Here is a 21072-nt window from a genome sequence, read left to right as displayed (position 1 = left end):
TACCGCTGATCAAACAGCGAGCAACTGTTTGATCAGCGCCTTTTCGAACCCCTTGGTTTCCGATCCCGGCAAGGCCCTGCCGATTTCACCGCTTTCGAACAGGGCGAAGACCTTGGGGTGGACGTAAGAGGCGCGGCAGACGGTGGGGGTGTTGCCCAAGAGGCCGGCGACAGCCTTGACGCAGACGGTGATCTTTCGCTTGGCGTCGGTGGGCGAGGTCGGGGCCTCGGTGTCGCGCAGCGCCCGCGCCGCCGAGACGGTGCCGGCCCAGGTGCGGAAGTCCTTGGCCGAGAACTGCTCGCCCATCGCCTCGCGGATGTAGGCGTTCACGTCGTCGGAATCGACCGGGCACAGCGCGCCGTCGGCCGCGCGGTATTTGAAGAGTTGCTGGCCGGGCAGACCTTCCAGCTGCCGCACGACCTTGGCTAGGCGCCGGTCTTTGACGCTGACGCTGTGATCCTTGCCGCTCTTGCCGCGAAACTCAAACGTCAGGGCCGCGCCGTCGACATCAATGTGGCGCTTGTGCAGGGTCGTCAGGCCGTAGCTGCGGTTCTGTTTGGCGTAGATGGAATTGCCGACGCGGATCAGGGTGATCTCCAGCAGGCGTACGGCGGTCGCCAGCACCTTGTCGCGACAGACGCCGCGAAGAGCCAGATCATGTTCGACCTTCTCCCGCAGTTTCGGCAGGTTGCGCGAGAAGGCCGGCAGCTTGTCGAACTTATTCTCGGAGCGGGCCGTGCTCCAGTCGTTGTGATAGCGGTATTGTTTGCGGCCCTTCAAGTCCCGGCCGGTCGCCTGGATATGGCCGTTGGCCTTGGGACAGATCCAGACATCGGTCCAGGCGGGCGGAATGGCCAGGGCGCGAATGCGGGCCAGGGTCTTGGCGTCCGTAACGGTCTTGCCCTTGGCGTCGCGATACGACCAACCCTTGCCGGCGCGGCGCCGGGTCAGGCCCGCGAACTCGTCGCTGCAATAGCTGAGGCCTTGAGGGACTTCGGCGGCGATGTCGAAGGCGTGCGATCCGTCGGCCATCACCCGTTCGCCTTTTCGAGACGGTCATGCAGCCGTTTGATCCAGCGCTCGGCCGGATCGCCACCCCACAGCAGCCAGGCGATATAGCCGGCCGAAGGATCGGTGCGGCTGCCCCAGCCCTTGCCGTCCTTGTCCACGGTGTGGCGGGCGAAGTAGCTGTAGATGTCCTTGATGTCCTTGTCCGAGACGGGCTTCTGATCCGCCAACTGATGGGCGCGGCGCACGCCGACCTCGGTGCCGCCCCGGTCGTGCTTGTCGCGCAGGTCGAGACCACGCTTGGCCTGGGTCGCGACCCCCTTGGGCGGCTTGCGTTGCGCGTCGGTGAGGGTGGTTTTGGCGGCCATCGCATCTTTCCGTACAAGGACTTGGGCCGAACGCCGTGTCTGGCGCGCGAGTTCCGCTTGACCGCGCGGGCCGGGCGCGAGACGAGGCGGCATGAACTATCGCCACAGCTTTCACGCCGGAAACTTCGCCGACCTGGTCAAGCACGCCTTGGTGCTGTGGTTGGTGAAAGCGCGGCAGGCGGCCGGGCCGCTGACGGTCTTCGACACCCATGCTGGGGCGGGGCTGTACGATCTGTCGGGCGACGGCGCGCGGTCCAAGGAGGCCGAGGCCGGCGTGGCGCGGCTGATGTCCGCCGGGGGGCGGACGCCGCTGATGGACGCGCTGGCGGCCGAGGTGGCGGCGCTGAACCCCGATGGGGGCGCGCGGTTCTATCCGGGGTCGCCGTTGCTGATCGCGGACGCGCTGACCCCCGGCGGTCGCTATGTCGGGTTCGAGCTGAACCCGCCGGTTCGGGCCTTGCTGGCTGAGGCGCTGGCGGGGCGAGCGAACGCCGAGGCGCGCGAGGGCGACGGCTATGCGGCAGTGACTGCGGAGGCGGCTAAGGCGCGCGGGCCGCTGGTCCTGATCGACCCGCCGTTCGAAAAGCCCGACGACTATATTCGCTCGGCCGAGACCGCGATTTCGGTGGTGAGGCGCGATCTAACGGCGACGGTGGCCATCTGGACGCCGCTGAAGGATCTGGAGACCTTCGACGGCTTTATCCGGCGGCTGCAGGGCAAGGCGGGGGCGACCCTGGTCGCCGAAGCGCGGCTGAGGCCGCTGACCAATCCCATGAAGATGAACGGCTGCGCCATGGTGGTGGTCAATCCGCCGGCGGGCGCGGAAGCGGCCGCGACCGAGATTTGCGGCTGGGTCGCCGGGGCGCTTGGCGAGGCGGGCGGACGGGCCGAGGTCTGGACCTTCTGACCGCAGTCACTAGGTTGGTGGCATGACGCGCATCGCCATTTTGGAAACCGGGCACCCGCCGGAGCATCTGAAGGACGATTTCGACGACTATCCGGCGCGGTTCCGGGCCCTGCTGGGCGAGGGCGTGCCGACGACGCGGTTCGACGTGCAGTCGGGGCAACTGCCCGAGGATCCGACCGTCTTCCAAGGGGCCATCGTCACGGGGTCGGCGGCGGGGGTCTATGATGACCTGCCGTGGATCCCGCAGCTGATCGACTGGCTGCGGGCGGCGCGAGGGCGGACGCGGCTGGTCGGCATCTGTTTCGGGCATCAGGCGCTGGCCCATGCGTTCGGCGGGGTGGTGGAGAAGTCGCACAAGGGCTGGGGCGTGGGGCTGCACCGCTATGACGTGCGTGAGGATGCGCCGTGGATGCATCCGCGGGCGCGAACGATCGCCATTCCTGTGTCGCACCAGGATCAGGTCGTCGCGGTTTCGGACGACGCGCGGGTGATCGCGTCCAGCGGGTTCACGCCCTACGCCGGCCTGGCCTGGGGCGACGATGCGATCTCGTTCCAGTGCCATCCGGAGTTTCAGCCGGACTATGCGGCGGCCCTGATCGAGGGACGGCGCGGGGCGCGCATCCCGCACGATGTGGCGGATCAGGCGATCGACAGTCTGAAGCGGCCCAACGACCGGGCCGTGCTGACGGCCTGGATCCGCGCCTTCCTGCTGCTGACCCCGCCGCCGGTCGAGGACTACGGCAGCGGGATCTAGAGGCCCAGCAGCCGGATCAGCAGCAGCGCCAGCACCACCAGGGCGCCCAGCGATAGGATGACGGCGGCGACGACGCGGCCGCCGGCACGGGCGACGGCGCGGATGTCGGTCTGCAGACCCAGGGCGGCCATGGCCACGACGGTCAGCAGGCTGGAGGCGGCGGCCATGGGCGCCAGCGCGGCCTGCGGGATCAGGTCAAACGAACGCAGGCCGATCATCAACAGGAAGCCGATGATGAACCAGGGGAGCAGGCGCGACAGCCCGGGCTTTGCGGCGCCGGGCGTGCGGTCGCGGAAGATCAGCGACAGGGCGAGGATGACGGCGCCCAGCATCAGCACCCGCACCAGCTTGACCACCGTGCCGGTTTGAGTGGCCACCGCGCCAAAGGGCGCGGCGGCGGCCAGAACCTGCGGCACCGCATAGACGGTCAGACCGGCCAGGGCGCCGTATTGCAGGCCGTTCAGATGGATCAAGCCGCCCAGCAGGGGCAGGGCCAGAACAACGATCACGCCGAGCACGGCGGTAAAGGCGATGGAGGCGGCGACTTCCTTCCCGTCGGCGTCGATGACGGGGGCGACGGCGGCGATGGCGGAGTTGCCGCAGATGGCGTTGCCGCAGGCGACCAGCAGGGCCATGCGTGGGTTCAGGCCCAGGGCGCGACCGACGCCGAAACTGACGACGATGGCAAGCGCGACCAGGGCGAAGATGCCCAGGACGAAGCCAACGCCGAGCGACGACAGGGTGGCGGCGCTGACCGAGGCGCCGAGCAGCACCACCGCCACCTCCAGCAGGGTCTTCGCGGAGAAGTCGATCCCGGCCTTGAACCGCGCATCGGGCGTCCAGGCGGTGCGGACGGCGGCGCCCAGCAGGATCGCCAGCACCAGCGGCTCCAGCCAGACATGGCCGATCGCGTCGCGCTCGATGCTTGTCAGGCCGATGGCGGCGAGAGTGACCAGCAGGCACAGCATGACGCCGGGCCGGATCGTGCGCCCGAACGCCGTCACCGACGCCAAAGTGGGCGCGTGGAGGGGAGCGGGCAGGGCGGCGGACTTCATCGTCAAGCGTGATGCGCCTGCCCTCGACGGCGGTCCAACGGATAGTTATGGTCGTTTCAATCCGATTTGGAGATCAATCGTGACCTTGGAACGCCTGCGTATCTTCGTCGCTGTCGCCGAGCGTGACCATGTGACGGCGGCGGCGAGGGCTCTGAACCTGACGCAGTCGGCGGTGTCGAACGCTCTGGCAGCTCTGGAAGCCGAGCATGACGTGCGGCTGTTCGACCGGGTCGGGCGTGGCGTGGTGCTGAACGAGACCGGCCGCGCCTTCCTGCCCGAGGCCAAGGCGGTGCTGGCGCGGGCTGCGGCGGCCGAGGCGGCGCTGGCGGACATGAGCGCCCTGCGGCGCGGGCGTCTGGCGGTGTTCGCCAGCCAGACCATCGCCAGCTACTGGCTGCCGCGCCGGCTGGTGGATTTCCACACGGCCTATCCTGGTGTCGAACTGGCCGTCGAGATCGGCAACACGCGCGAGGCGGCTCAGGCGGTGCTGAGCGGCGCCGCCGAGATCGGCCTGGTCGAGGGGGCCGTGGACGAGCCGGCCCTGTCGCAGATCCAGGTGGGGTCGGATCGGCTGGCCGTGCTGGTGACGCCGGACCATCCGTGGGCGACGCGACGTCGGCTGGAGGCGAAGGATCTGGCGGGCCAGCCGTGGGTATTGCGGGAAGTCGGCTCGGGCACGCGATCGACGCTGGAGGCGGCGGTGCGGGACATTGGGGTCGATCCTGCGACGCTGTCGGTATCGATGACCCTGCCGTCGAACGAAGCCGTGCTGGCGGCGGCCGAGGCGGGGGCGGGAGCGACGGCGCTGTCGGAAAGCGTGGCCTATGCGTCGGTGGCGGCCGGACGGCTGGTGACGGCGCCCTTCACCCTGCCCGAGCGGCCGTTCCGCCTGTTACGACACCGCGAACGGTATCGCAGCCGGGCCGGCGACGTGTTCGTCGAGGCGATGGGCTAGGGCCACTTCACCACCGGCGGCATGGACGACAGAATCGAGTCGACGTTGCCTCCCGTCTTCAGCCCGAACATGGTGCCGCGGTCGTAGAGCAGGTTGAACTCAACGTAGCGGCCCCGGCGGATCAACTGTTCCTCGCGCTCCTCGGCCGTCCAGGGCTCGGCCATGCGGCCGGCGACGATGCGGGGATAGACGTCCAGGAAGGCCAGGCCGATGTCGCGGGTGAAGGCGAAGTCGCGGTCATAGTCGCCGCTGTCGTGATGGTCGTAGAAGACGCCGCCGGTGCCGCGCGGCTCCTTGCGGTGGGGCAGATAGAAATACTCGTCGCACCACGCCTTGTATTTGGCGTGCCAGGTCGGGTCGTGGGCGTCGCAGGCGGCCTGCATGGCCGCGTGGAAGGCGACGGTGTCGGGGTGATCCTGACGACGATCCGCCATCAGCACGGGCGTCAGGTCGCCGCCGCCGCCGAACCAGCTCTTGGTCGTGGCGATGAAGCGGGTGTTCATATGCACGGCTGGAATGCGCGGGCTGACGGGGTGGCAGATCAGGCTGATCCCCGTCGCGAAGAAGCGCGGATCGACGTCGGCGCCAGGCACGGTCCTGGCGTAGTCGGGGGGAAAGGCGCCATGCACCGTCGAGACGTGTGCGCCGACCTTTTCGAACAGGCGACCGTGCATCATGCCCATGACGCCGCCGCCGCCCTCGGGCCGCTCCCATGCGGTGCGGACGAAGCGACCGGGCTCGCCAGGGAACAGGTCGGCGGGGGCGGCATCCTCCAACGCCTCGAAGGCGGCATGGATGCGGTCGCGCAGATGTTCGAACCAGGCGCGGGTCTCGACCTTCTTCAGGTCGAGCGGATCGGAGAAGACGGCGTCGCTCATGGCGCGCTTGAACCACGTCGCGGCGGCGGCGTCATCCGGACAGGTTGTCATAAGCAGAATCGCGGGCGCTAATGGCTGTCTGCCGTTTTCAGGAAGCCCGTCCATGATCCGCCGTCTCGTTTCCGTCGCCGTCGCCTCGCTCGCGCTCGGAGGGGCGGCCCACGCTCAGGACGCCGACGAGGCGCGAGTGATGGAGATACTGAAGACCACGCCGCTGATCGACGGGCACAACGACCTGCCGTGGGCGCTGCGACAGCAGTATGGGAATGACGTTTACGCCGTTGATCTGGCGAAGAATCTGGCGGCGTCGACCAAACTGCATACCGATATCGCGCGCCTGCGGGCCGGGGGCGTCGGAGGGCAGTTCTGGTCCGTCTATGTGCCTGCCAGCCTGACGCCGCTGGAGGCGGTCGAGGAAACCTTCGAGCAGATCGACACGGCCAAACGCATCATCGCCGCCCATCCCGACACCTTCGGCCTGGCGACCACGGCGGACGAGGTGGATGCGGTGTTCAAATCGGGCCGGATCGCCAGCCTGATCGGGATGGAGGGCGGCTATTCGATCGACGATTCCCTGGCCCTGTTGCGGGAGTTCTACCGAGCCGGCGCGCGCTACATGACCCTGACCCACTCCAAGACCACGACCTGGGCCGACAGCGCGACGGACGCGCCGAAATGGGGCGGGCTCAGCCCGTTTGGCGAGGCGGTGGTCAAGGAGATGAATCGGCTGGGCATGATGGTCGACCTCAGCCACGTCTCCGAGGAGACGATGCTGGACGCCATGCGCGTGTCCGATGCGCCGGTGATCTTCTCTCATTCGTCGGCGCGGGCGGTCACCGATCATCCGCGCAACGTGCCCGATCGGGTGCTGCGAATGATGCCGCAGGACGGCGGCATCGTGATGATCAACTTGGCGCCCGGTTTCGTGTCCGAGGCGGTGCGGGCCTGGAACGGGGCCAAGGCGGGCGAGGAGGCGCGGCTGAAGACCCTGAACCCCGGCGATCCCGGCGCTGTGGAGGCCGGTCTGACCGCCTGGACCGCCGCCAATCCGACGCCTCAGGCGACTCTGGCCGACGTGGTGGCGCATATTCAGCACGTGCGCGAAGTGGCGGGCATCGACCACGTCGGCCTGGGCGCCGACTTCGACGGCATCGGCAGCCTGCCGGAAGGCATGGGCGGGGTGGACGCCTATCCACGGATCCTGGCGGCCCTGATGGACGCGGGCTGGACCGAGGCCGACATCCGCAAGATCGCCGGCGAGAACCTGCTGCGGGTCATGCGGTCGGTCGAGGCCGTCGCGGCGTCAAAGGCCGGCGAGCGGCCGTCGATGGCGCGGCTGGAGCCCGCGCCGGCTCAGAACTGACCGACCCTGCCGGTCTGGCGCAGGCCTTCCCACAGGGCGATGCCGGCCGTGACTGACAGGTTCAGCGAACGGGCCTCCGGACGCAGCGGCACGACGACACGCGCGTCGGCGGCGGCGTGGACATAGTCGGGGGCGCCGGCGCTTTCCTTGCCGAACAGCAGGGTATCGTCGGGCCGGAAGACGAAATCGGGCAGGGGAGTGGCGCCCTTGGTCGTAAGCAGCACCAGCCGCCCGGCCGGACGATCCGCCTGGAAGGCCTCCCAGTCGGCGTGGCGGGTCATGTGGGACAGAGGGCCGTAGTCGAGGGCCGCGCGCTTCATGGCGCGGTCGTCGAAACGGAAGCCCGTCGGCTCGATCACATGCAGATCGACGCCGAAACAGGCCGACAATCGGATGCAGGCTCCGACGTTCTGAGGAATGTCCGGTTGAAAAAGGGCGAGACGCATTCTAAGGCCTGACATACGCGCGGCGAGGGGGTTTGTCGCGGTCTGTTTGCGAGCGTTTCGCAAGAAACGTCAGCAGCTTGCGTCCAATGCGGCGCAAGTCACGGGCCGTCGGGGATTCCCGGCGTCTTTTGTTGGTTCGTGCCGTGGCTGGGGACGCCCTTGGGGGTCTTCTGCGGCGTTCGAGAGGTGGAAACGTGGCCGAATCGGTCGTGCATACGGAAGACCGTCACAGCCCTGATGGCGGTGATCCCAATCGTCGGGACTTTATCTACATTGCGGCGGGCGCCGCAGCGGTCGGCGCGGGCGCCATGATCGCCTGGCCGCTGATCAACCAGATGAATCCGGCGGCCGATACGCTGGCGCTGGCGTCGATCGAGTTCGACCTGACCAAGGTTCAGGAAGGCCAGCAGGTCGTCATCAAATGGCAGGGCAAGCCGGTGTTCGTGCGTTACCGCACCCCGGCCGAGCTGCAGAAGGTCATCGCGGACGATCACGCCCCGGACCTGAAGCAGCCCCAGACCGACGCCGAGCGCACCAAGCCGGGTCACGAGAAATATCTGGTCGTCATCGGTTCGTGCACGCACCTGGGCTGCGTGCCGACCTTCGGCGCGGGCGATTACGGCGGCTGGTTCTGCCCCTGCCACGGCTCGCACTACGACGCCTCCGGCCGCATTCGTAAGGGGCCGGCACCTCTGAACCTGGTGGTGCCGGAATACGATTATCTGTCCGACACCCGCGTCAAGATCGGCTGAGGACCAAGGGGGAATCATGAGCGATCACGAGAGCACCTACGTCCCGAAGACGGGCGTCGAGAAGTGGCTGGACACCCGGCTGCCGATCATCCGTTTCGGCGCGGACTACATGTCCCTGCCGACGCCGCGGAACCTGAACTACTGGTGGACCTTCGGCGGCATCCTGGCCCTGTGCCTGATGACGCAGATCGTCACCGGCATCGTTCTGGCCATGCATTATACGCCGAACGTCGACCTGGCCTTCGCCTCCGTCGAGCGCATCATGCGCGACGTGAACGGCGGCTGGCTGATCCGTTATGTCCACGCCAACGGCGCGTCGATGTTCTTCATCGCCGTCTATCTGCACATGCTGCGCGGCCTCTACTACGGCTCGTACAAGGCGCCGCGCGAGATGATCTGGATCATCGGCTGCGTGATCTTCTTCCTGATGATCGCCACTGCCTTCCTGGGCTACGTCCTGCCTTGGGGCCAGATGTCGTTCTGGGGTGCGGAGGTCATCACCAACCTGATCGGCGCCATCCCCGTGCTGGGCGAGCCGATCCTGATCTGGCTGCGCGGCGGCCCGGCGATCGACAATGCGACGTTGAACCGCTTCTTCTCGCTGCACTATCTGCTGCCGTTCGCCATCCTGGGCTGCGTCGTGCTGCACCTTTGGGCGCTGCACTCGGCCGGTCAGAACAACCCGGTCGGCATCCTGATCCCGAAGGATCGGGAGAAAAAGGACACGCTGCCCTTCCACCCGTATTTCACGGTCAAGGACGGCTTTGCGATCATCCTGTTCCTGATCCTGTTCGCCATCTTCGTCTTCTATCAGCCGAACGCGCTGGGCCACGCCGACAACTACATCCCGGCCAACCCGCTGCAGACGCCGGCGCACATCGTGCCAGAGTGGTACATGCTTCCCTTCTACGCGATCCTGCGCGCCATCCCGGACAAGTTCGGCGGCGTGGTGGCGATGTTCAGCGCCATCGGCGTGCTGTTCGTCCTGCCCTGGCTGGATACGTCCAAGGTGCGCTCGATGCGCTATCGCCCGACGATGCGGACCTTCTTCATCATCTTCCTGGTGGTGGGCGTGGGCCTGGGCTGGTGCGGTGGTCAGCTGCCTGACGCGCCGGTGATCGGGTCGTTCAAGACCTTCACCCTGATCGACGGCGACCTGAACTCCTACCTGTGGCTGACGCGGGTCTTCACACTCTATTACTTCGTCTTCTTCCTGATCATCATGCCGCTGGTCGGGTTGAAGGAGCAGCCGCTGCCGATCCCGGCGACGATCTCCGAGCCGGTCCTGACCGGCGCCGGCGCCGTCGAGCACAAGGTCTGAAAATCATGACGATTGGAATGAAGACCGTGTCGTTCAAGACGATCATCACCTCGGCCGCGATTGCGCTGGGTCTGTTGAGCGCCGCCGCTCCCGCCATGGCGGCGGGCGCCGCCGCCCATCTGCGCTCGGGCGGGTTCAGCTTCGAAGGGCCGTTCGGCACCTATGACCAGGGCCAGCTGCAACGCGGGTACAAGGTCTATCACGAGGTCTGCGCCGCCTGTCACAGCATGAACCTGATGCACTATCGGAACCTGGGGGACCGTCATGGGCCGTTCTGGAATCCGAAGTACCCGAACCCGAACGACAACCCTGTCGTGAAGGCTCTGGCCAAGGAAAACCAGGTCGGCGACATCGACAGCGAGACCGGCGAGGCGATCCAGCGCGACGCCACGCCCGCCGACAAGTTCCGCGCCCCCTATCCGAACGCTACGGCGGCGGCGGCTGGCAACGGCGGCGCTGCGCCGCCCGACCTTTCGGTCATGGCCAAGGCCCGTCACGACGGCGCCAACTACATCTACTCGCTGCTGTCGGGCTACAAGGCGGCTCCGGCCGGCCTGCAGATCCGCGAGGGTCAGCACTACAACCCCTATATGGCCGGCGACCTGACGCCGTTCTGGACGGGCGACCACAAGGACGTTCCGCCCGGCGGCTTCATCGCCATGCCGCCGCCGCTTCAGAACGGTCAGGTGACCTATGACGACGGCTCGCCTCAGACGGTCGATCAATACGCCAAGGACGTCGCGGCCTTCATCGCCTGGACGTCCGAGCCGAAGATGGTCGAGCGCAAGCAGGCCGGTCTGGGCGTGATGATCTATCTGCTGCTGTTCGCCGGCATCACCTATGTCGCCTACCGCCGCATCTGGAAGGGCGTCGCCCACTAAGGGCATCGCCGCCGGATCGAAATCGTAGGCCTGCCGAGGTTCGCCTCGGCGGGCTTTTTCGTTTGCGGATCATGTTTGGTACGGCCCTAAGCCGTTTTGTGCACTGTCTGAAGTTGATTTTCATCGCCTTGAGGTAGCGCGTGTTTGCAACCTGTGTCTAAATCGCTGACGAACTTCGGGAGGTGACAATGCTTACAACCGTTCTCGGCTTGGCGATGACAGTTTCCGCCGCGCAGCCGACCACCACACCAAGTCCCTCGAACTCTCAGGTCATCTACGCGGTCGGCGGCCTTGCGCGTTTTGAAGACAACGACCGTCGCCTGATTGTCGAAAACGAGCGGCGTGACCAAATCCAGCGTTGGCGGCAGGTGGTCATCAACCAGCGCTTCGAGCTGGCTGACAAACTCGACCGTTTGATCGCCAGCGGCGATTGCGAAGCTGCGAGGAATCTGGCCGTCCGTGGTCGTTATGCCGACATTCGGGAGGCCGTGACAAAAACCTGCGACGCTCGCGAGAGCCCCGTTGCACGCTAACGGAAGGCTCGTTTGTGTCGACAGCTGGATGATCGCCCCCTAGGGTCGCACATCGTTTCCGGCTGTGGGGCCTTCAGTTCATGCGTCTTGTCTCTTCTTTCGCCGCCGTGTTGTTGGCGAGCGCCGCCTTGTCCGCCTGCGCCACGGCGTCCAATCCCGCTGCGGTTCACGCGGTCCCAACTTTCGATGCGGCGCGGATCTCGCAGGACATCAAGACGCTGTCGGACGACAGCTTCGAGGGCAGGGGCATCGCCACGCCGGCCGAGGAAAAGGTCATCCGCTATCTGAGCGAAGGCTACGCTGCCGCCGGGTTCGAGCCGGGCGGGCCGAACGGTCAATGGACGCAGGACGTGATCCTGAACCGCTTCACCCAGTCCAATGTGCGCGCTTCGCTGAAGCTGGGCGACTGGACCCTGCCGATGACGCAAGGGCGCGAGGTCGCCATCTCGACCCGCCGCCCGGCTGAACACGTCAGCCTGAAGGACGCCCCGCTGGTCTTCGTCGGCTATGGCATCAATGCGCCCGAGCGGCAGTGGAACGACTTCAAGGGCCAGGACCTGCGAGGCAAGATCCTGGTCGTGCTGGTCAATGACGCCGACTTCGAGGAGCCAGCGCTGAACACCTTCGGCGGCAAGGCCATGACCTATTACGGCCGCTGGACCTACAAATACGAAGAGGCGGCCAAACAGGGCGCGGCGGGCGTGCTGATCGTGCACGAGACGGCGCCGGCGTCTTACGGCTGGCAGACGGTCGCCAACTCCTGGGGCGTGTCGCAGTTCGACATCCTGCGCCAAAATGCGGCGTCGGAGCGCGTGCCGATGGAGGGCTGGATCCAGCGTGACGTGGCGGTCGACCTGTTCCGTCGCGCGGGTCTGGATTTCGACGCGCTGAAGGTCCAGGCGCGCAGCCGTGACTTCCAGCCGGTCGCCTTGCCCGGCGCATCCTTCTCGACCGAGTTCGACGTGGCCACCAATCAGGTCACCAGCCACAACGTCATCGCCCGCCTGCCGGGCACAACTCATCCGGACGAGACGATCCTCTATACCGCCCACTGGGATCACATCGGCATGGGCGAGCCGGATGCGACCGGTGACCGCATCTTCAACGGGGCGGTGGACAATGCCTCGGGCACGGCGGGTCTGCTGGAGCTGGCGCGCATGTTCGGTCGCGCGCCGCGCACCGAGCGCTCGATCGTGATGATCAGCTTCACCGGCGAGGAAAGCGGCCTGCTGGGCTCGGAATACTATGCGGTGAACCCGGTCTATCCGTTGGCCAAGACGGTGGGCGGGTTCAACATGGACTCCATGAACGTCTATGGCCGCGTCACCGGTCTGGGCGTCACCGGATATGGCCAGTCGGACTTCGACGAACGTCTGGCGGCGGCGGTTCAGCCGCAAGGGCGGTCGCTGGTGCCGGACTACGAGAATGCGGCCGGCACCTATTACCGTTCGGACCACTTCCCGCTGGCCAAGCGCGGCGTACCGATGGCCTACGCCGGCAGCCGGGGCGAATTCCGCGACGAACCGATCGCCGCGCGCGAGGCGGCGCGGTCGGAATACGGCGCCAAACGCTATCACCAGGCGGCGGATGAATGGTCGCCCGACTGGGACTACAGCGGCATGATTGAGGATCTGACGGTCTTCTACGATGTCGGTCGCGCCCTGGCGAACGGTCGCGACTGGCCGCAGTGGAAGTCGGGTTCGGAGTTCGCGCCGGTGCGCGCCACGACCGCGTCCGAACGCCGCTAGTCTTTTCACACATCAAGATGGGGCGGGGAGGAATCTCCGCCCCTTTGCCATTTCGCCTGTCGAGTCAGTTCAATGATCCATCGCCGTTCACCCCTCATCGCCCTTGCGGCGCTTGCGCTCACCGCCTGCGCGACGACGCCGGTCGCATCGCCGGCGCCCAAGCTGGACGCCTTCGCCGTCGCCTCGGCCGCGACGCCTCAGTTCAGCGCCCAGCGCCTGTCGGACCACATCAAATATCTGGCGTCGGACGAGTTAGAGGGACGGTTTCCCGGCCTGATCGGCGAACGGCTGACCCTGGCCTATCTGCAGGCGCAGTATGAGGCGATGGGGCTGGAGCCGGGCGGACGCGACGGATCGTGGCTGCAGCCCGTCGATCTGGTGCGCTTCACGCCGGAGCGGACGCCGACGGCGTCCTGGACCGGGGCGGACGGCGTGTCGCATCCGCTGGTTTCCGGGACGGACATCACCCTGCGCGCCGGGTCGGCGGAACCGGTCGTGACGGCCGAGGCGCCGCTGGTTTTCGGCGGTTACGGCATTTCGGGGCCGACCTGGGACGACTATGGCAATGCGGACCTGACCGGCAAGGTCGTGGTCATTCTGCGCGGCCAGCCGACGGTGATGGGCGAGGATCCCAACTTCTACGGCTCGACCACGCACAAGACCCAGGAGGCGCTGAAGCGCGGAGCCGTGGGCGTCATCACGCTTCAGGACCAGGACAACCGCTGGCGTCGCGCCGTGGGCGGGGCGACCCGGCCGCAGATGACGGTCAAGGGCGCGCAGGACCCGCGGTTCAGCGGATCCATCAACATGGCCACGGCGACAGCGATCGGCGGCGCGCCCCTGGAAGCCGCCGTCGAGCGGGCGAAGACGACCGCTTTGGGGGGCGTTCTGGATCTGGGCGCGCGTCTCAGCGTTGATATCGTCGAGACCACCGAGGTCATCCACTCCAACAACCTGCTGGCCAAGATCCCCGGCACCGAGCGGCCTGACGAATACGTCTTCTATTCCGCCCACTGGGATCACGTCGGCAAGGCCCGGACGCCCAATGCCGAGGGCGACGACATCTTCAACGGCGCCTGGGACAATGCGTCGGGGACGGCCGGTCTGATCGAGATGGCGCGGGCGTTCAAGGCTGGACCGGCGCCGAAGCGCACCGTGGTCTTCCTGCACGTCACGGCCGAGGAGCAGGGGCTGCTGGGGTCGGAGGCCTATGCGGCCGATCCGGTCTATCCGCTGGCCAAGACGGCGGCGGACATCAACATCGACATGCTGCCTTTTACGCCCGCAACGCGTGACGTGGCGGTGTTCGGCGTCGGCAAGTCTGAGCTGGAGGATATTCTGGGCCGGTTTGCGGCCGTGCAGAGGCGGGTGGTGACGGGCGACGGCTATCCGGAGGAAGGTTTCTACTACCGCTCCGACCACTTCAACTTCGCGGCCGGAGGGGTGCCGGCCCTGATGCCGTGGACGGGCCGCGATTTCGTGGAGGGCGGAATCGAGGCGGGCAAGCCCTATTACGAGGGCGCGATGGCCAAATATTATCACAAGCTGACCGACGAATGGCGGGCCGACTATGACTTCACGGCCGCCTTGCAGAACCTGGATCTGCTGTATCGGCTGGGGCTGACGGTGGCCGACAGCGAGAGCTGGCCTGCGTGGAAGCCGACGGCCGAGTTCAACGCCATCCGCGACCGCACGGCCGATCAGAGGCGCTAGACCTCAGGCCGCGCCGAACGGATAGGGGCTGACGGACTTGGACCAGTCATCGACCGCAAGCGGGCGGTCGATGGGGGCGGCGGCGCGTTCGGCGCACGGGTGGCGGTGGCACAGGCGGCAGGCCGGGCCGATGGGCGTGACCTCGGGGTTCTGCAGGTCGATGCCGTGAGCGTAGGCCAGACGATGCGCATGACGCAGTTCGCAGCCCAGGCCGACGGCCAGGTCGTGGCGCTCGCCATAGCCGTCGTGGCCTTGCCGCTCGACCGTGCGAGCGAAGGTGAACCAGCGGCCGCCGTCTGGAGTCTCGATGATCTGGGTGACGATGCGGCCGGGCGTGCGGAAGGCCGAATGCAGCCGCCAGCGCGGGCAGGCGCCGCCGAAACGCGAGAAGGGAAAGGCGCCCGCCGCATAGCGTTTGGAGATGTTGCCCGCCTGATCGACCCGCATCAGGAAGAAGGGCACGCCGCGCGCGGTGGGGCGTGACAGGGTGGTCAGGCGGTGCGCGGCCTGTTCGTAGCTGACGCCGAACCGGGCCTGGAGCCGAGCCAAGTCATAGCGCGTCTCTTCCGCCGCCCGCTGGAAGGCGGCGTAGGGCATCAGGGTCGCGGCGGCGAGGGTGTTGGTCAGGGCGACCTGCAGCAGGGAGCGAGTCGGCCCGTCCGGGGCGCCGGCGGCCTCTGCCAGCGCGTTGAGCGCCGGCCCTTGCTCGGCCAGGGCCAGTTGGTAGGCGATGGCGAAGGCGCGCGAGGACGGCCCCAGGGTTTCTGACAGCAGCAGACGGCGGCGGTGCAGGTCGTAGCGGCGGGTCCATTCCACCATGACCTCGGCCGGCAGGGTGCGGACGCCCAGATCGTGCCTGGCCGCCAGCCGATGACGGGCGGCGGGTTCGAAGCCGTCGGCGTGGGCGGGCGCCTCGGCGGACAGGGCGTCGGACAGGGCCTCGCCCATCTGGTCCAGTTCAGGGAAATGGTTGCCGCGCGACTGGATGTATTCGCGCACCCATTCGGCCGGGCTGGTCTCGATCGGGCTTTCGCCCGTCTCGGCGGCGGCGCGGGCGCGCGTGCGGCCGTCGTCGAAGGCCTGATAGAGGCGCAGCAGGGCGTCGGCGACACCGGGCGCCTCTTCCAGCAGTTGCACCAGTTCGTGCCGGGGCGCGGATAGACCCTTGAATAGGGGATCGGTCAGGATTTCCGTGAGACGCGCCTCGTCCGCCGCGCCGCCCTGATTCAGCGCGCGCAAATCCACGTCATAGGTGTCCGCCAGTCGCAGCAGGAGCTGGGCAGAAACCGGGCGTTGGTTACGCTCTATGTGATTGAGATAGCTTGGAGAAACGTCCAGATCGGCGGCCATGGCGGTCTGGGTCAGCCCCAGATCGCGCCGCAGCCGCTTGAGCCGGGCGCCCAGAAACAGCTTGCGGTCAGCGGCGGTGTTCATCACCGCACGATGTCACAACGTGACCGAATAGGCAAAGTCATAGTATGACAAGATGACTTCGTTGATGGGGTTCGGTCTGTATCAGTTTTGACCGGTGCGTGTTCTTGTCTCCGAGACGGCGGCTGCGGCCGCGCCCTTCAGAGACCGAGTTTGACCATGACCACCTTCGCCGATCTGGTGCCTTCGCCCGTCGGCCGTTTCGACGGCATCGAGCGCCCCTACACCCCTGAGGACGTCCTGCGCCTGCGCGGCTCGGTGCCGATCACCCATACGCTGGCCGAGCGGGGCGCCAACCGCCTGTGGCAATTGCTGCACGACGAGCCCTTCATCAATGCGCTGGGCGCCGTGACCGGCAACCAGGCCATGCAGATGGTCCGCGCGGGCCTGAAGGCCATCTATCTGTCAGGCTGGCAGGTCGCGGCGGACGCCAATACGGCCGGCGCCATGTACCCCGACCAGTCGCTGTACCCGGCCAACGCCGCGCCGGAACTGTGCCGCCGCATCAACCGCACCCTGCAACGCGCCGATCAGATCGAGCATGCCGAGGGCGGCGCCAAGCGTGACTGGTTCGTTCCCATCGTCGCCGACGCGGAAGCCGGTTTCGGCGGGCCGCTGAACAGCTTCGAGATCATGAAGGCCTTCATCGAGGCGGGCGCGGCCGGCGTTCACTTCGAGGACCAGCTGGCGTCGGAAAAGAAGTGCGGCCACCTGGGCGGCAAGGTTCTGATCCCGACCCAGGCGCATGAGCGCAATCTGGTCGCCGCGCGTCTGGCCGCCGACGTCATGGGCACGCCGACCATCACGGTCGCGCGCACGGACGCCGAAAGCGCGCAACTGATCACCTCGGACATCGACGAGCGGGACCAGGCCTTTATCGATCGCGACAACCGCACGCCTGAAGGCTTCTTCCGCCTGAAGGAGGGCACGGGTCTGGATCACTGCATCGCGCGCGGCCTGTCCTACGCCAATATCGCCGACCTGCTGTGGTGGGAGACATCGCATCCGGATCTAGACGACGCCAAGAAGTTCGCGGAAGCCGTGCAGAAGAAGCATCCGGGCAAGCTGATGGCCTACAACTGCTCGCCGTCCTTCAACTGGAAGGCCAAGCTGGATGACGCGACCATCGCCAAGTTCCAGCGCGAGCTGGGCGCAATGGGCTACAAGTTCCAGTTCGTGACCCTGGCCGGCTTCCACAGCCTGAACAACTCCATGTTCGAGCTGGCGGACGGCTATCGCGATCGCGGCATGGCGGCCTATTCGGAGCTGCAACAGCGCGAGTTCGCCAACGAGGCCATCGGCTACACCGCCACGCGTCACCAACGCGAAGTCGGCACCGGCTATTTCGACCAGATCGCCACGGTCATCTCCAACGGTACGTCCTCGACGACGGCGCTGAAGGACTCGACCGAGACCGCCCAGTTCACCCACGCGGCTTAACCCGGAAAGGAAACCGCAAATGGAACCGCTGACCCGAACCGAAGCCATCATCGACTTCTGCCTGGCGCCCCTGGCGCTCGACACCGGCACGGAGGCCGAGCGTGAGGTGCGTCGTCGTCTGACGCACGTGCTGAGGACCTATCAATCCAAGACCGCGACGCCCGTCGCCGTGGACTTCTCGTCCATGCCGTCACAAGTCATCAACGAAGCGGCGCACGGTTACGAATAGGCCGATGGCCCAAGAAAAAGGCCCGCTCCGATCGCTCGGAGCGGGCCCTGCTCTGTTCGAAGTGTCGCTTAGCGCGACGGCGTCGTGTTCAGCGATTGGGTGGTCGCAACCGCCGGGGTCGGAACAGGCGTCGCTTGCGGGACGGTGACGGAGATAGGCGTGCGCGCCGGCGCGGCCCCGGTTTCCTGAGGGTCGCCGACGACGATGGTGGTGATCTGCGTCGCCTCGGTGGTGCAGGTCGCCAGGTCGCGGGTGATGTGACGGCCCAGGCAGAAGATGTCTTCGTAGCTGGGGCGCGAGGCGGCCAGGCACTGGAACAGCATCAGCTTGGACATATCCATGCAGAACTCGCTGTTCGGCTCGTGCGTCAGAGCCTCGGTATTGACCCGGGCCTCGTCGCCGCCGGCGCCGAGCGCGCCCAGAGCCGCGATGGCCAGAGAGCGTACGACGGCGGGGGTGTAGGGCGGGCCCTTGCGCGAAGGCTCCAGTCCCAAACCTGCGCCGCTGTTGGCGGCGGCGAACAGGCGGCTCGACTCCTCCGGCGACGGCAGCATCTTCACGGCCGACAGGGTCTTTGCGCTTTCCAGCCGCACTTCGCGGTTCGGAATCGGCGTGATGGCCCAACGGCGGCGGGGATCGCTGCGGCCCTGGATGGTGTAGGCGTCCTGCTCAATCGCCTCGGCGATGGCGCGCATGGCGATGGCGTCCTTGCCGACGGTCGCCGAGATCAGGCCGGCGGCCGCATCGGCGCCGGGCAGGGTGGCGGCATAGGCCGGATCGGCGACGATCTGGGCCACCATGCGCTGACGCTGGGCCGGATCGATCGCATACTGCTGCACACCGGCGACGAACTCGGGTGACTGCAGGGCGATGATGGCGCCGTAAGCGATCAGCCCGCGCGACAGCTGGTCGGCGTCATAGGCAGAACCCTTGCGCAGGGCGGCCTGGATCGATTCCGCATCGGGGAAGCCGCCCGGCTGGATCGTCTGGGCTTCGCGCAGGAAGGCGACGTAGATTGAGGCGGCGTCCGCCACGCCTTGGTTCAGGGACACGGGGGGCGGCTTGCGGGCGGCAAGTTCCGCCGCCAGACGCTGGGCTTCGAGCTCGGCCTTTGAGGGTCCGCTCTCGCAACTGGCGAGCAGGACAGCGGCGGCGAGGGCGGCGGCCGACAGACCGCGGCTCAGTAGGGCCGTTTTCATGGAGACTTCCTCAGGCGAATACGCGCGCAAAAAGCGCCAATACTGTTGGCGCTTATAAGGCGGGCCTTATGGTTATCCGAAGGTTAATCGAACAGTTTCGATACCGATTCTTCGTTCGCGATCCGTCGGATAGCCTCTCCGACCAGCGGAGCCACGGAAACCGCTCGGATTTTCGGGCAGTTCAAAACTTCGTGGGGTTGCTCGATGGAGTTGGTGATCACCAACTCCTTCAGCGGGCCGTCGGTGATGCGCTGGACGGCGGGGCCGGACAAGACGCCGTGGCTGATATAGGCCGAAACCTCGGTCGCGCCCTGGTCGATCAGGGCCTTGGCGGCGTTGACCAGGGTGCCGCCCGAATCGACGATGTCGTCGAACAGGATGCAGCGGCGGCCCTGAACGTCGCCGATGATGTTCATGACCTCGCTCTCACCGGCCTTGGGCCGGCGCTTATCGACGATGGCGAGATCGGCGTCCAGGCGGCTGGCCAGCGAACGCGCGCGCACCACGCCGCCGACGTCGGGCGAGACGATCATCAGGTCGTCGCCGCGGGCGTAGTTTTCCTTGATGTCCTGCGCCAGCACGGGGGTCGCGACCAGATTGTCGGTCGGAATGTCGAAGAAACCCTGGATCTGACCGGCGTGCAGATCCATCGTCAGGACGCGGTCGGCGCCGGCGCGGGTGATCAGATTGGCGACCAGTTTGGCCGAGATCGGCGTACGGCCACCGGTCTTACGATCCTGACGCGCATAGCCGAAATAGGGGATGACGGCCGTGATCCGTTTCGCCGATGCCCGCACCAGGGCGTCGGTGATGATCAGCAGCTCCATCAGGTTGTCGTTGGCCGGATAGGAGGTCGACTGCAGGATGAAGACGTCCTCGCCACGAACGTTTTCCTCGATGATGGCGAAGACCTCGTTGTCGGCGAACCGCTTGACCTGGGCCTTGGTCAGGGGCGCATCCAGGTGGTCGGCGATCGCCTGGGACAGTGCGCGGTTGGAGTTGCCTGAGAGCAGCTTCATCGGCCGGTCATCCTTTCGCCGTCATCCGCCCCCCATGAACGGCGGTCGGTTGGCGCGCTCTTTACCAGTGGAGCCGGGCAGGGCAAGTCGTATGCTGAGTTTTCCTCGGCATGGCGCGGCTCGGTTGCGGGTGCTAGAGGTCGCCGCGTTGGTTTCCGGGGAACGGCTTCAGGGCTGTCCTTCACACGTCATGGGGTCGTCCTTGTCCGCTTCTAAGTTCCGTTCCGGCATGGTGCTGATGGCCGCGGCGCTCGCCGCAGTGACGATTTCAGGCTGCTCAGGCACCAAGCGTCCCAAGCTGGCCTATGAGGAACGTCCGGTCGAGGCGCTCTACAACACCGGCTATGATCGGCTGCAGCAGCGCCGCTGGTCCGACGCCGTGGACTATTTCCAGGAAGTCGAACGCCAGCATCCCTATTCGGACTGGGCGCGTCGTTCGATCCTGATGCAGATCTACGCCTACTATCAGAACAACGCCTATGCCGACGCCATCGCGGCGGCCGACCGGTTCATCCAGCTGTTCCCCGGCAATCCGTCGGCGTCCTACGCCTTCTACATGAAGGCGGTCTGCAACTTCGAGCAGATCACCGATGTGGGGCGCGATCAGGGTTACGCCACCGCCGCCCTGGCCGGTCTGAAGGATGTCTCGCGCCGCTATCCGGGCACCCCCTATGCCTCGGACGCCGCCGTCAAGATCGACATGGTCAACGACCAGCTGGCCGGCAAGGAAATGAACATCGGCCGCTACTATCAGCGCGCCAACCAGCCGCTGGCGGCCCTGAACCGCTACAAGGCCGTGATCGCCAACCCGGACTTCCAGCGCACCTCGCATACGCCCGAAGCCCTGTATCGCCTGGTCGAGGTCAACCTTCAGCTGGGTCTGAAGGAAGAGGCGACGCGCAACGGCGCAGTGCTGGGCTACAACTATCCGGGCAGCCCCTGGTACGCCGAGGCCTATGCGCTGCTGACCGAAAATGGTCAGACGCCGGACAAGGCGCCCGAGGGCAAGCGCGAGAGCTGGCTGCAGCGGATCATTCCGGGCTGATCACGCGACGGCTTGTGCAATCCGGCG

Annotated in this window: 21 protein-coding genes; 13 read left to right on the top strand and 8 right to left on the bottom strand. The window is 66.7% G+C overall.

Annotation, left to right across the window (positions count from 1 at the left end):
* Positions 1–9: 9 nt before the first annotated feature.
* Together E4341_RS11895 and E4341_RS11890 are read right to left on the bottom strand one after the other, a co-directional pair.
* A complete protein-coding gene (locus E4341_RS11895; protein ID WP_165117500.1) occupies positions 10–1032 on the bottom strand; it encodes a DNA topoisomerase IB in 1023 nt (340 codons plus the stop codon).
* A complete protein-coding gene (locus tag E4341_RS11890; RefSeq protein WP_066550731.1) occupies positions 1032–1376 on the bottom strand; it encodes a hypothetical protein in 345 nt (114 codons plus the stop codon). The genes E4341_RS11895 and E4341_RS11890 overlap by 1 nt, the downstream gene beginning before the upstream one ends.
* Before the next feature lie 91 nt (positions 1377–1467).
* Between E4341_RS11890 and rlmJ the strand changes: the two genes are divergently transcribed.
* Together rlmJ and E4341_RS11880 are read left to right on the top strand one after the other, a co-directional pair.
* Complete coding sequence (gene rlmJ, locus E4341_RS11885; protein WP_165117498.1) at positions 1468–2283, top strand: 23S rRNA (adenine(2030)-N(6))-methyltransferase RlmJ; 816 nt, start codon at positions 1468–1470, stop codon at positions 2281–2283.
* Between the two features lie 22 nt (positions 2284–2305).
* On the top strand, positions 2306–3037 hold the full coding sequence (locus E4341_RS11880) for a type 1 glutamine amidotransferase (RefSeq protein WP_165117496.1): 732 nt from the start codon (positions 2306–2308) through the stop codon (positions 3035–3037).
* On the opposite strand, the gene E4341_RS11875 is transcribed toward E4341_RS11880, so the two are convergent.
* A complete protein-coding gene (locus tag E4341_RS11875) occupies positions 3034–4092 on the bottom strand; it encodes a YeiH family protein (RefSeq protein ID WP_240893673.1) in 1059 nt (352 codons plus the stop codon). The genes E4341_RS11880 and E4341_RS11875 overlap by 4 nt on opposite strands.
* 79 nt (positions 4093–4171) lie before the next feature.
* On the opposite strand from E4341_RS11875, the gene E4341_RS11870 reads away from it, so the two are divergent.
* Positions 4172–5047, top strand: a complete 876-nt coding sequence (locus E4341_RS11870; RefSeq protein ID WP_165117494.1) for a LysR family transcriptional regulator — start codon at positions 4172–4174, stop codon at positions 5045–5047.
* Here E4341_RS11870 and hemF read toward each other — a convergent pair.
* On the bottom strand, positions 5044–5925 hold the full coding sequence (gene hemF, locus E4341_RS11865; RefSeq protein WP_165118733.1) for an oxygen-dependent coproporphyrinogen oxidase: 882 nt from the start codon (positions 5923–5925) through the stop codon (positions 5044–5046). The genes E4341_RS11870 and hemF overlap by 4 nt on opposite strands.
* A gap of 103 nt (positions 5926–6028) precedes the next feature.
* Between hemF and E4341_RS11860 the strand changes: the two genes are divergently transcribed.
* Positions 6029–7288, top strand: coding sequence for a dipeptidase (locus tag E4341_RS11860; RefSeq protein WP_165117492.1), 1260 nt, complete (start codon positions 6029–6031; stop codon positions 7286–7288).
* Here the strand turns inward: E4341_RS11860 and E4341_RS11855 are convergent.
* Positions 7279–7734: a tRNA (cytidine(34)-2'-O)-methyltransferase gene (locus E4341_RS11855; protein ID WP_165117490.1), complete on the bottom strand. Its 456-nt coding sequence runs from the start codon at positions 7732–7734 to the stop codon at positions 7279–7281. The genes E4341_RS11860 and E4341_RS11855 overlap by 10 nt on opposite strands.
* Positions 7735–7928: 194 nt before the next feature.
* Here E4341_RS11855 and petA point away from each other — a divergent pair, with 194 nt between their 5' ends.
* From petA to E4341_RS11825, 6 genes are all read left to right on the top strand, one after another.
* Positions 7929–8486 (top strand): ubiquinol-cytochrome c reductase iron-sulfur subunit, encoded by a 558-nt coding sequence (gene petA / locus E4341_RS11850; protein WP_165117488.1) that lies wholly within the window; start codon positions 7929–7931, stop codon positions 8484–8486.
* Positions 8487–8502: 16 nt separating this feature from the next.
* A complete protein-coding gene (locus tag E4341_RS11845) occupies positions 8503–9807 on the top strand; it encodes a cytochrome b N-terminal domain-containing protein (RefSeq protein ID WP_039245598.1) in 1305 nt (434 codons plus the stop codon).
* Positions 9808–9824: 17 nt separating this feature from the next.
* Positions 9825–10688: a cytochrome c1 gene (locus E4341_RS11840; protein ID WP_205751286.1), complete on the top strand. Its 864-nt coding sequence runs from the start codon at positions 9825–9827 to the stop codon at positions 10686–10688.
* Between the two features lie 188 nt (positions 10689–10876).
* Entirely contained in the window at positions 10877–11221 is a 345-nt protein-coding gene (locus tag E4341_RS11835; RefSeq protein ID WP_165117486.1) for a hypothetical protein, read from the top strand.
* Between the two features lie 80 nt (positions 11222–11301).
* Positions 11302–12969, top strand: a complete 1668-nt coding sequence (locus E4341_RS11830) for a M28 family metallopeptidase (protein WP_165117484.1) — start codon at positions 11302–11304, stop codon at positions 12967–12969.
* 72 nt (positions 12970–13041) lie between these two features.
* The gene (locus E4341_RS11825; RefSeq protein ID WP_165117482.1) at positions 13042–14682 is read left to right on the top strand and encodes a M28 family peptidase; all 1641 of its coding nucleotides are present in this window, start codon (positions 13042–13044) and stop codon (positions 14680–14682) included.
* Positions 14683–14685: 3 nt separating this feature from the next.
* On the opposite strand, the gene E4341_RS11820 is transcribed toward E4341_RS11825, so the two are convergent.
* Positions 14686–16116 (bottom strand): short-chain fatty acyl-CoA regulator family protein, encoded by a 1431-nt coding sequence (locus E4341_RS11820; protein WP_165117480.1) that lies wholly within the window; start codon positions 16114–16116, stop codon positions 14686–14688.
* Positions 16117–16272: 156 nt separating this feature from the next.
* Here E4341_RS11820 and aceA point away from each other — a divergent pair, with 156 nt between their 5' ends.
* Positions 16273–17553 (top strand): isocitrate lyase, encoded by a 1281-nt coding sequence (gene aceA, locus E4341_RS11815; protein WP_165117478.1) that lies wholly within the window; start codon positions 16273–16275, stop codon positions 17551–17553.
* A 19-nt stretch (positions 17554–17572) separates the two neighbouring features.
* On the top strand, positions 17573–17782 hold the full coding sequence (locus E4341_RS11810) for a hypothetical protein (protein ID WP_045810109.1): 210 nt from the start codon (positions 17573–17575) through the stop codon (positions 17780–17782).
* A 68-nt stretch (positions 17783–17850) separates the two neighbouring features.
* Here the strand turns inward: E4341_RS11810 and E4341_RS11805 are convergent, their stop codons facing one another.
* A complete protein-coding gene (locus E4341_RS11805; RefSeq protein ID WP_165117476.1) occupies positions 17851–18981 on the bottom strand; it encodes a hypothetical protein in 1131 nt (376 codons plus the stop codon).
* A gap of 83 nt (positions 18982–19064) precedes the next feature.
* A complete protein-coding gene (locus E4341_RS11800; RefSeq protein ID WP_039245590.1) occupies positions 19065–20000 on the bottom strand; it encodes a ribose-phosphate pyrophosphokinase in 936 nt (311 codons plus the stop codon).
* 190 nt (positions 20001–20190) lie between these two features.
* Here E4341_RS11800 and E4341_RS11795 point away from each other — a divergent pair, with 190 nt between their 5' ends.
* Positions 20191–21045, top strand: a complete 855-nt coding sequence (locus E4341_RS11795) for an outer membrane protein assembly factor BamD (protein WP_039245588.1) — start codon at positions 20191–20193, stop codon at positions 21043–21045.
* Positions 21046–21072: the final 27 nt, after the last annotated feature.

The sequence above is a fragment of the Brevundimonas sp. 'scallop' genome, assembly GCF_011045535.1.
Classification (GTDB): domain Bacteria; phylum Pseudomonadota; class Alphaproteobacteria; order Caulobacterales; family Caulobacteraceae; genus Brevundimonas; species Brevundimonas vesicularis.
The sequence above is the reverse complement of the archived record's forward strand: the minus strand, read 5'-3'. Positions and strand labels throughout refer to the sequence as shown.

Bases quoted from the DNA above. Each gene is read 5' to 3' on its own strand.
- E4341_RS11810 (WP_045810109.1), top strand. From the start codon at position 17,573: ATGGAACCGCTGACCCGAACCGAAGCCATCATCGACTTCTGCCTGGCG.
- E4341_RS11795 (WP_039245588.1), top strand. From the start codon at position 20,191: ATGGGGTCGTCCTTGTCCGCTTCTAAGTTCCGTTCCGGCATGGTGCTG.
- E4341_RS11890 (WP_066550731.1), bottom strand. From the start codon at position 1,376: ATGGCCGCCAAAACCACCCTCACCGACGCGCAACGCAAGCCGCCCAAG.
- E4341_RS11835 (WP_165117486.1), top strand. From the start codon at position 10,877: ATGCTTACAACCGTTCTCGGCTTGGCGATGACAGTTTCCGCCGCGCAG.
- E4341_RS11855 (WP_165117490.1), bottom strand. From the start codon at position 7,734: ATGCGTCTCGCCCTTTTTCAACCGGACATTCCTCAGAACGTCGGAGCC.
- rlmJ (WP_165117498.1), top strand. From the start codon at position 1,468: ATGAACTATCGCCACAGCTTTCACGCCGGAAACTTCGCCGACCTGGTC.
- E4341_RS11820 (WP_165117480.1), bottom strand. From the start codon at position 16,116: ATGAACACCGCCGCTGACCGCAAGCTGTTTCTGGGCGCCCGGCTCAAG.
- E4341_RS11845 (WP_039245598.1), top strand. From the start codon at position 8,503: ATGAGCGATCACGAGAGCACCTACGTCCCGAAGACGGGCGTCGAGAAG.
- aceA (WP_165117478.1), top strand. From the start codon at position 16,273: ATGACCACCTTCGCCGATCTGGTGCCTTCGCCCGTCGGCCGTTTCGAC.
- E4341_RS11895 (WP_165117500.1), bottom strand. From the start codon at position 1,032: ATGGCCGACGGATCGCACGCCTTCGACATCGCCGCCGAAGTCCCTCAA.
- E4341_RS11875 (WP_240893673.1), bottom strand. From the start codon at position 4,092: ATGAAGTCCGCCGCCCTGCCCGCTCCCCTCCACGCGCCCACTTTGGCG.
- E4341_RS11860 (WP_165117492.1), top strand. From the start codon at position 6,029: ATGATCCGCCGTCTCGTTTCCGTCGCCGTCGCCTCGCTCGCGCTCGGA.
- E4341_RS11825 (WP_165117482.1), top strand. From the start codon at position 13,042: ATGATCCATCGCCGTTCACCCCTCATCGCCCTTGCGGCGCTTGCGCTC.
- E4341_RS11805 (WP_165117476.1), bottom strand. From the start codon at position 18,981: ATGAAAACGGCCCTACTGAGCCGCGGTCTGTCGGCCGCCGCCCTCGCC.
- E4341_RS11800 (WP_039245590.1), bottom strand. From the start codon at position 20,000: ATGAAGCTGCTCTCAGGCAACTCCAACCGCGCACTGTCCCAGGCGATC.
- E4341_RS11880 (WP_165117496.1), top strand. From the start codon at position 2,306: ATGACGCGCATCGCCATTTTGGAAACCGGGCACCCGCCGGAGCATCTG.
- E4341_RS11840 (WP_205751286.1), top strand. From the start codon at position 9,825: ATGAAGACCGTGTCGTTCAAGACGATCATCACCTCGGCCGCGATTGCG.
- hemF (WP_165118733.1), bottom strand. From the start codon at position 5,925: ATGAGCGACGCCGTCTTCTCCGATCCGCTCGACCTGAAGAAGGTCGAG.
- E4341_RS11830 (WP_165117484.1), top strand. From the start codon at position 11,302: ATGCGTCTTGTCTCTTCTTTCGCCGCCGTGTTGTTGGCGAGCGCCGCC.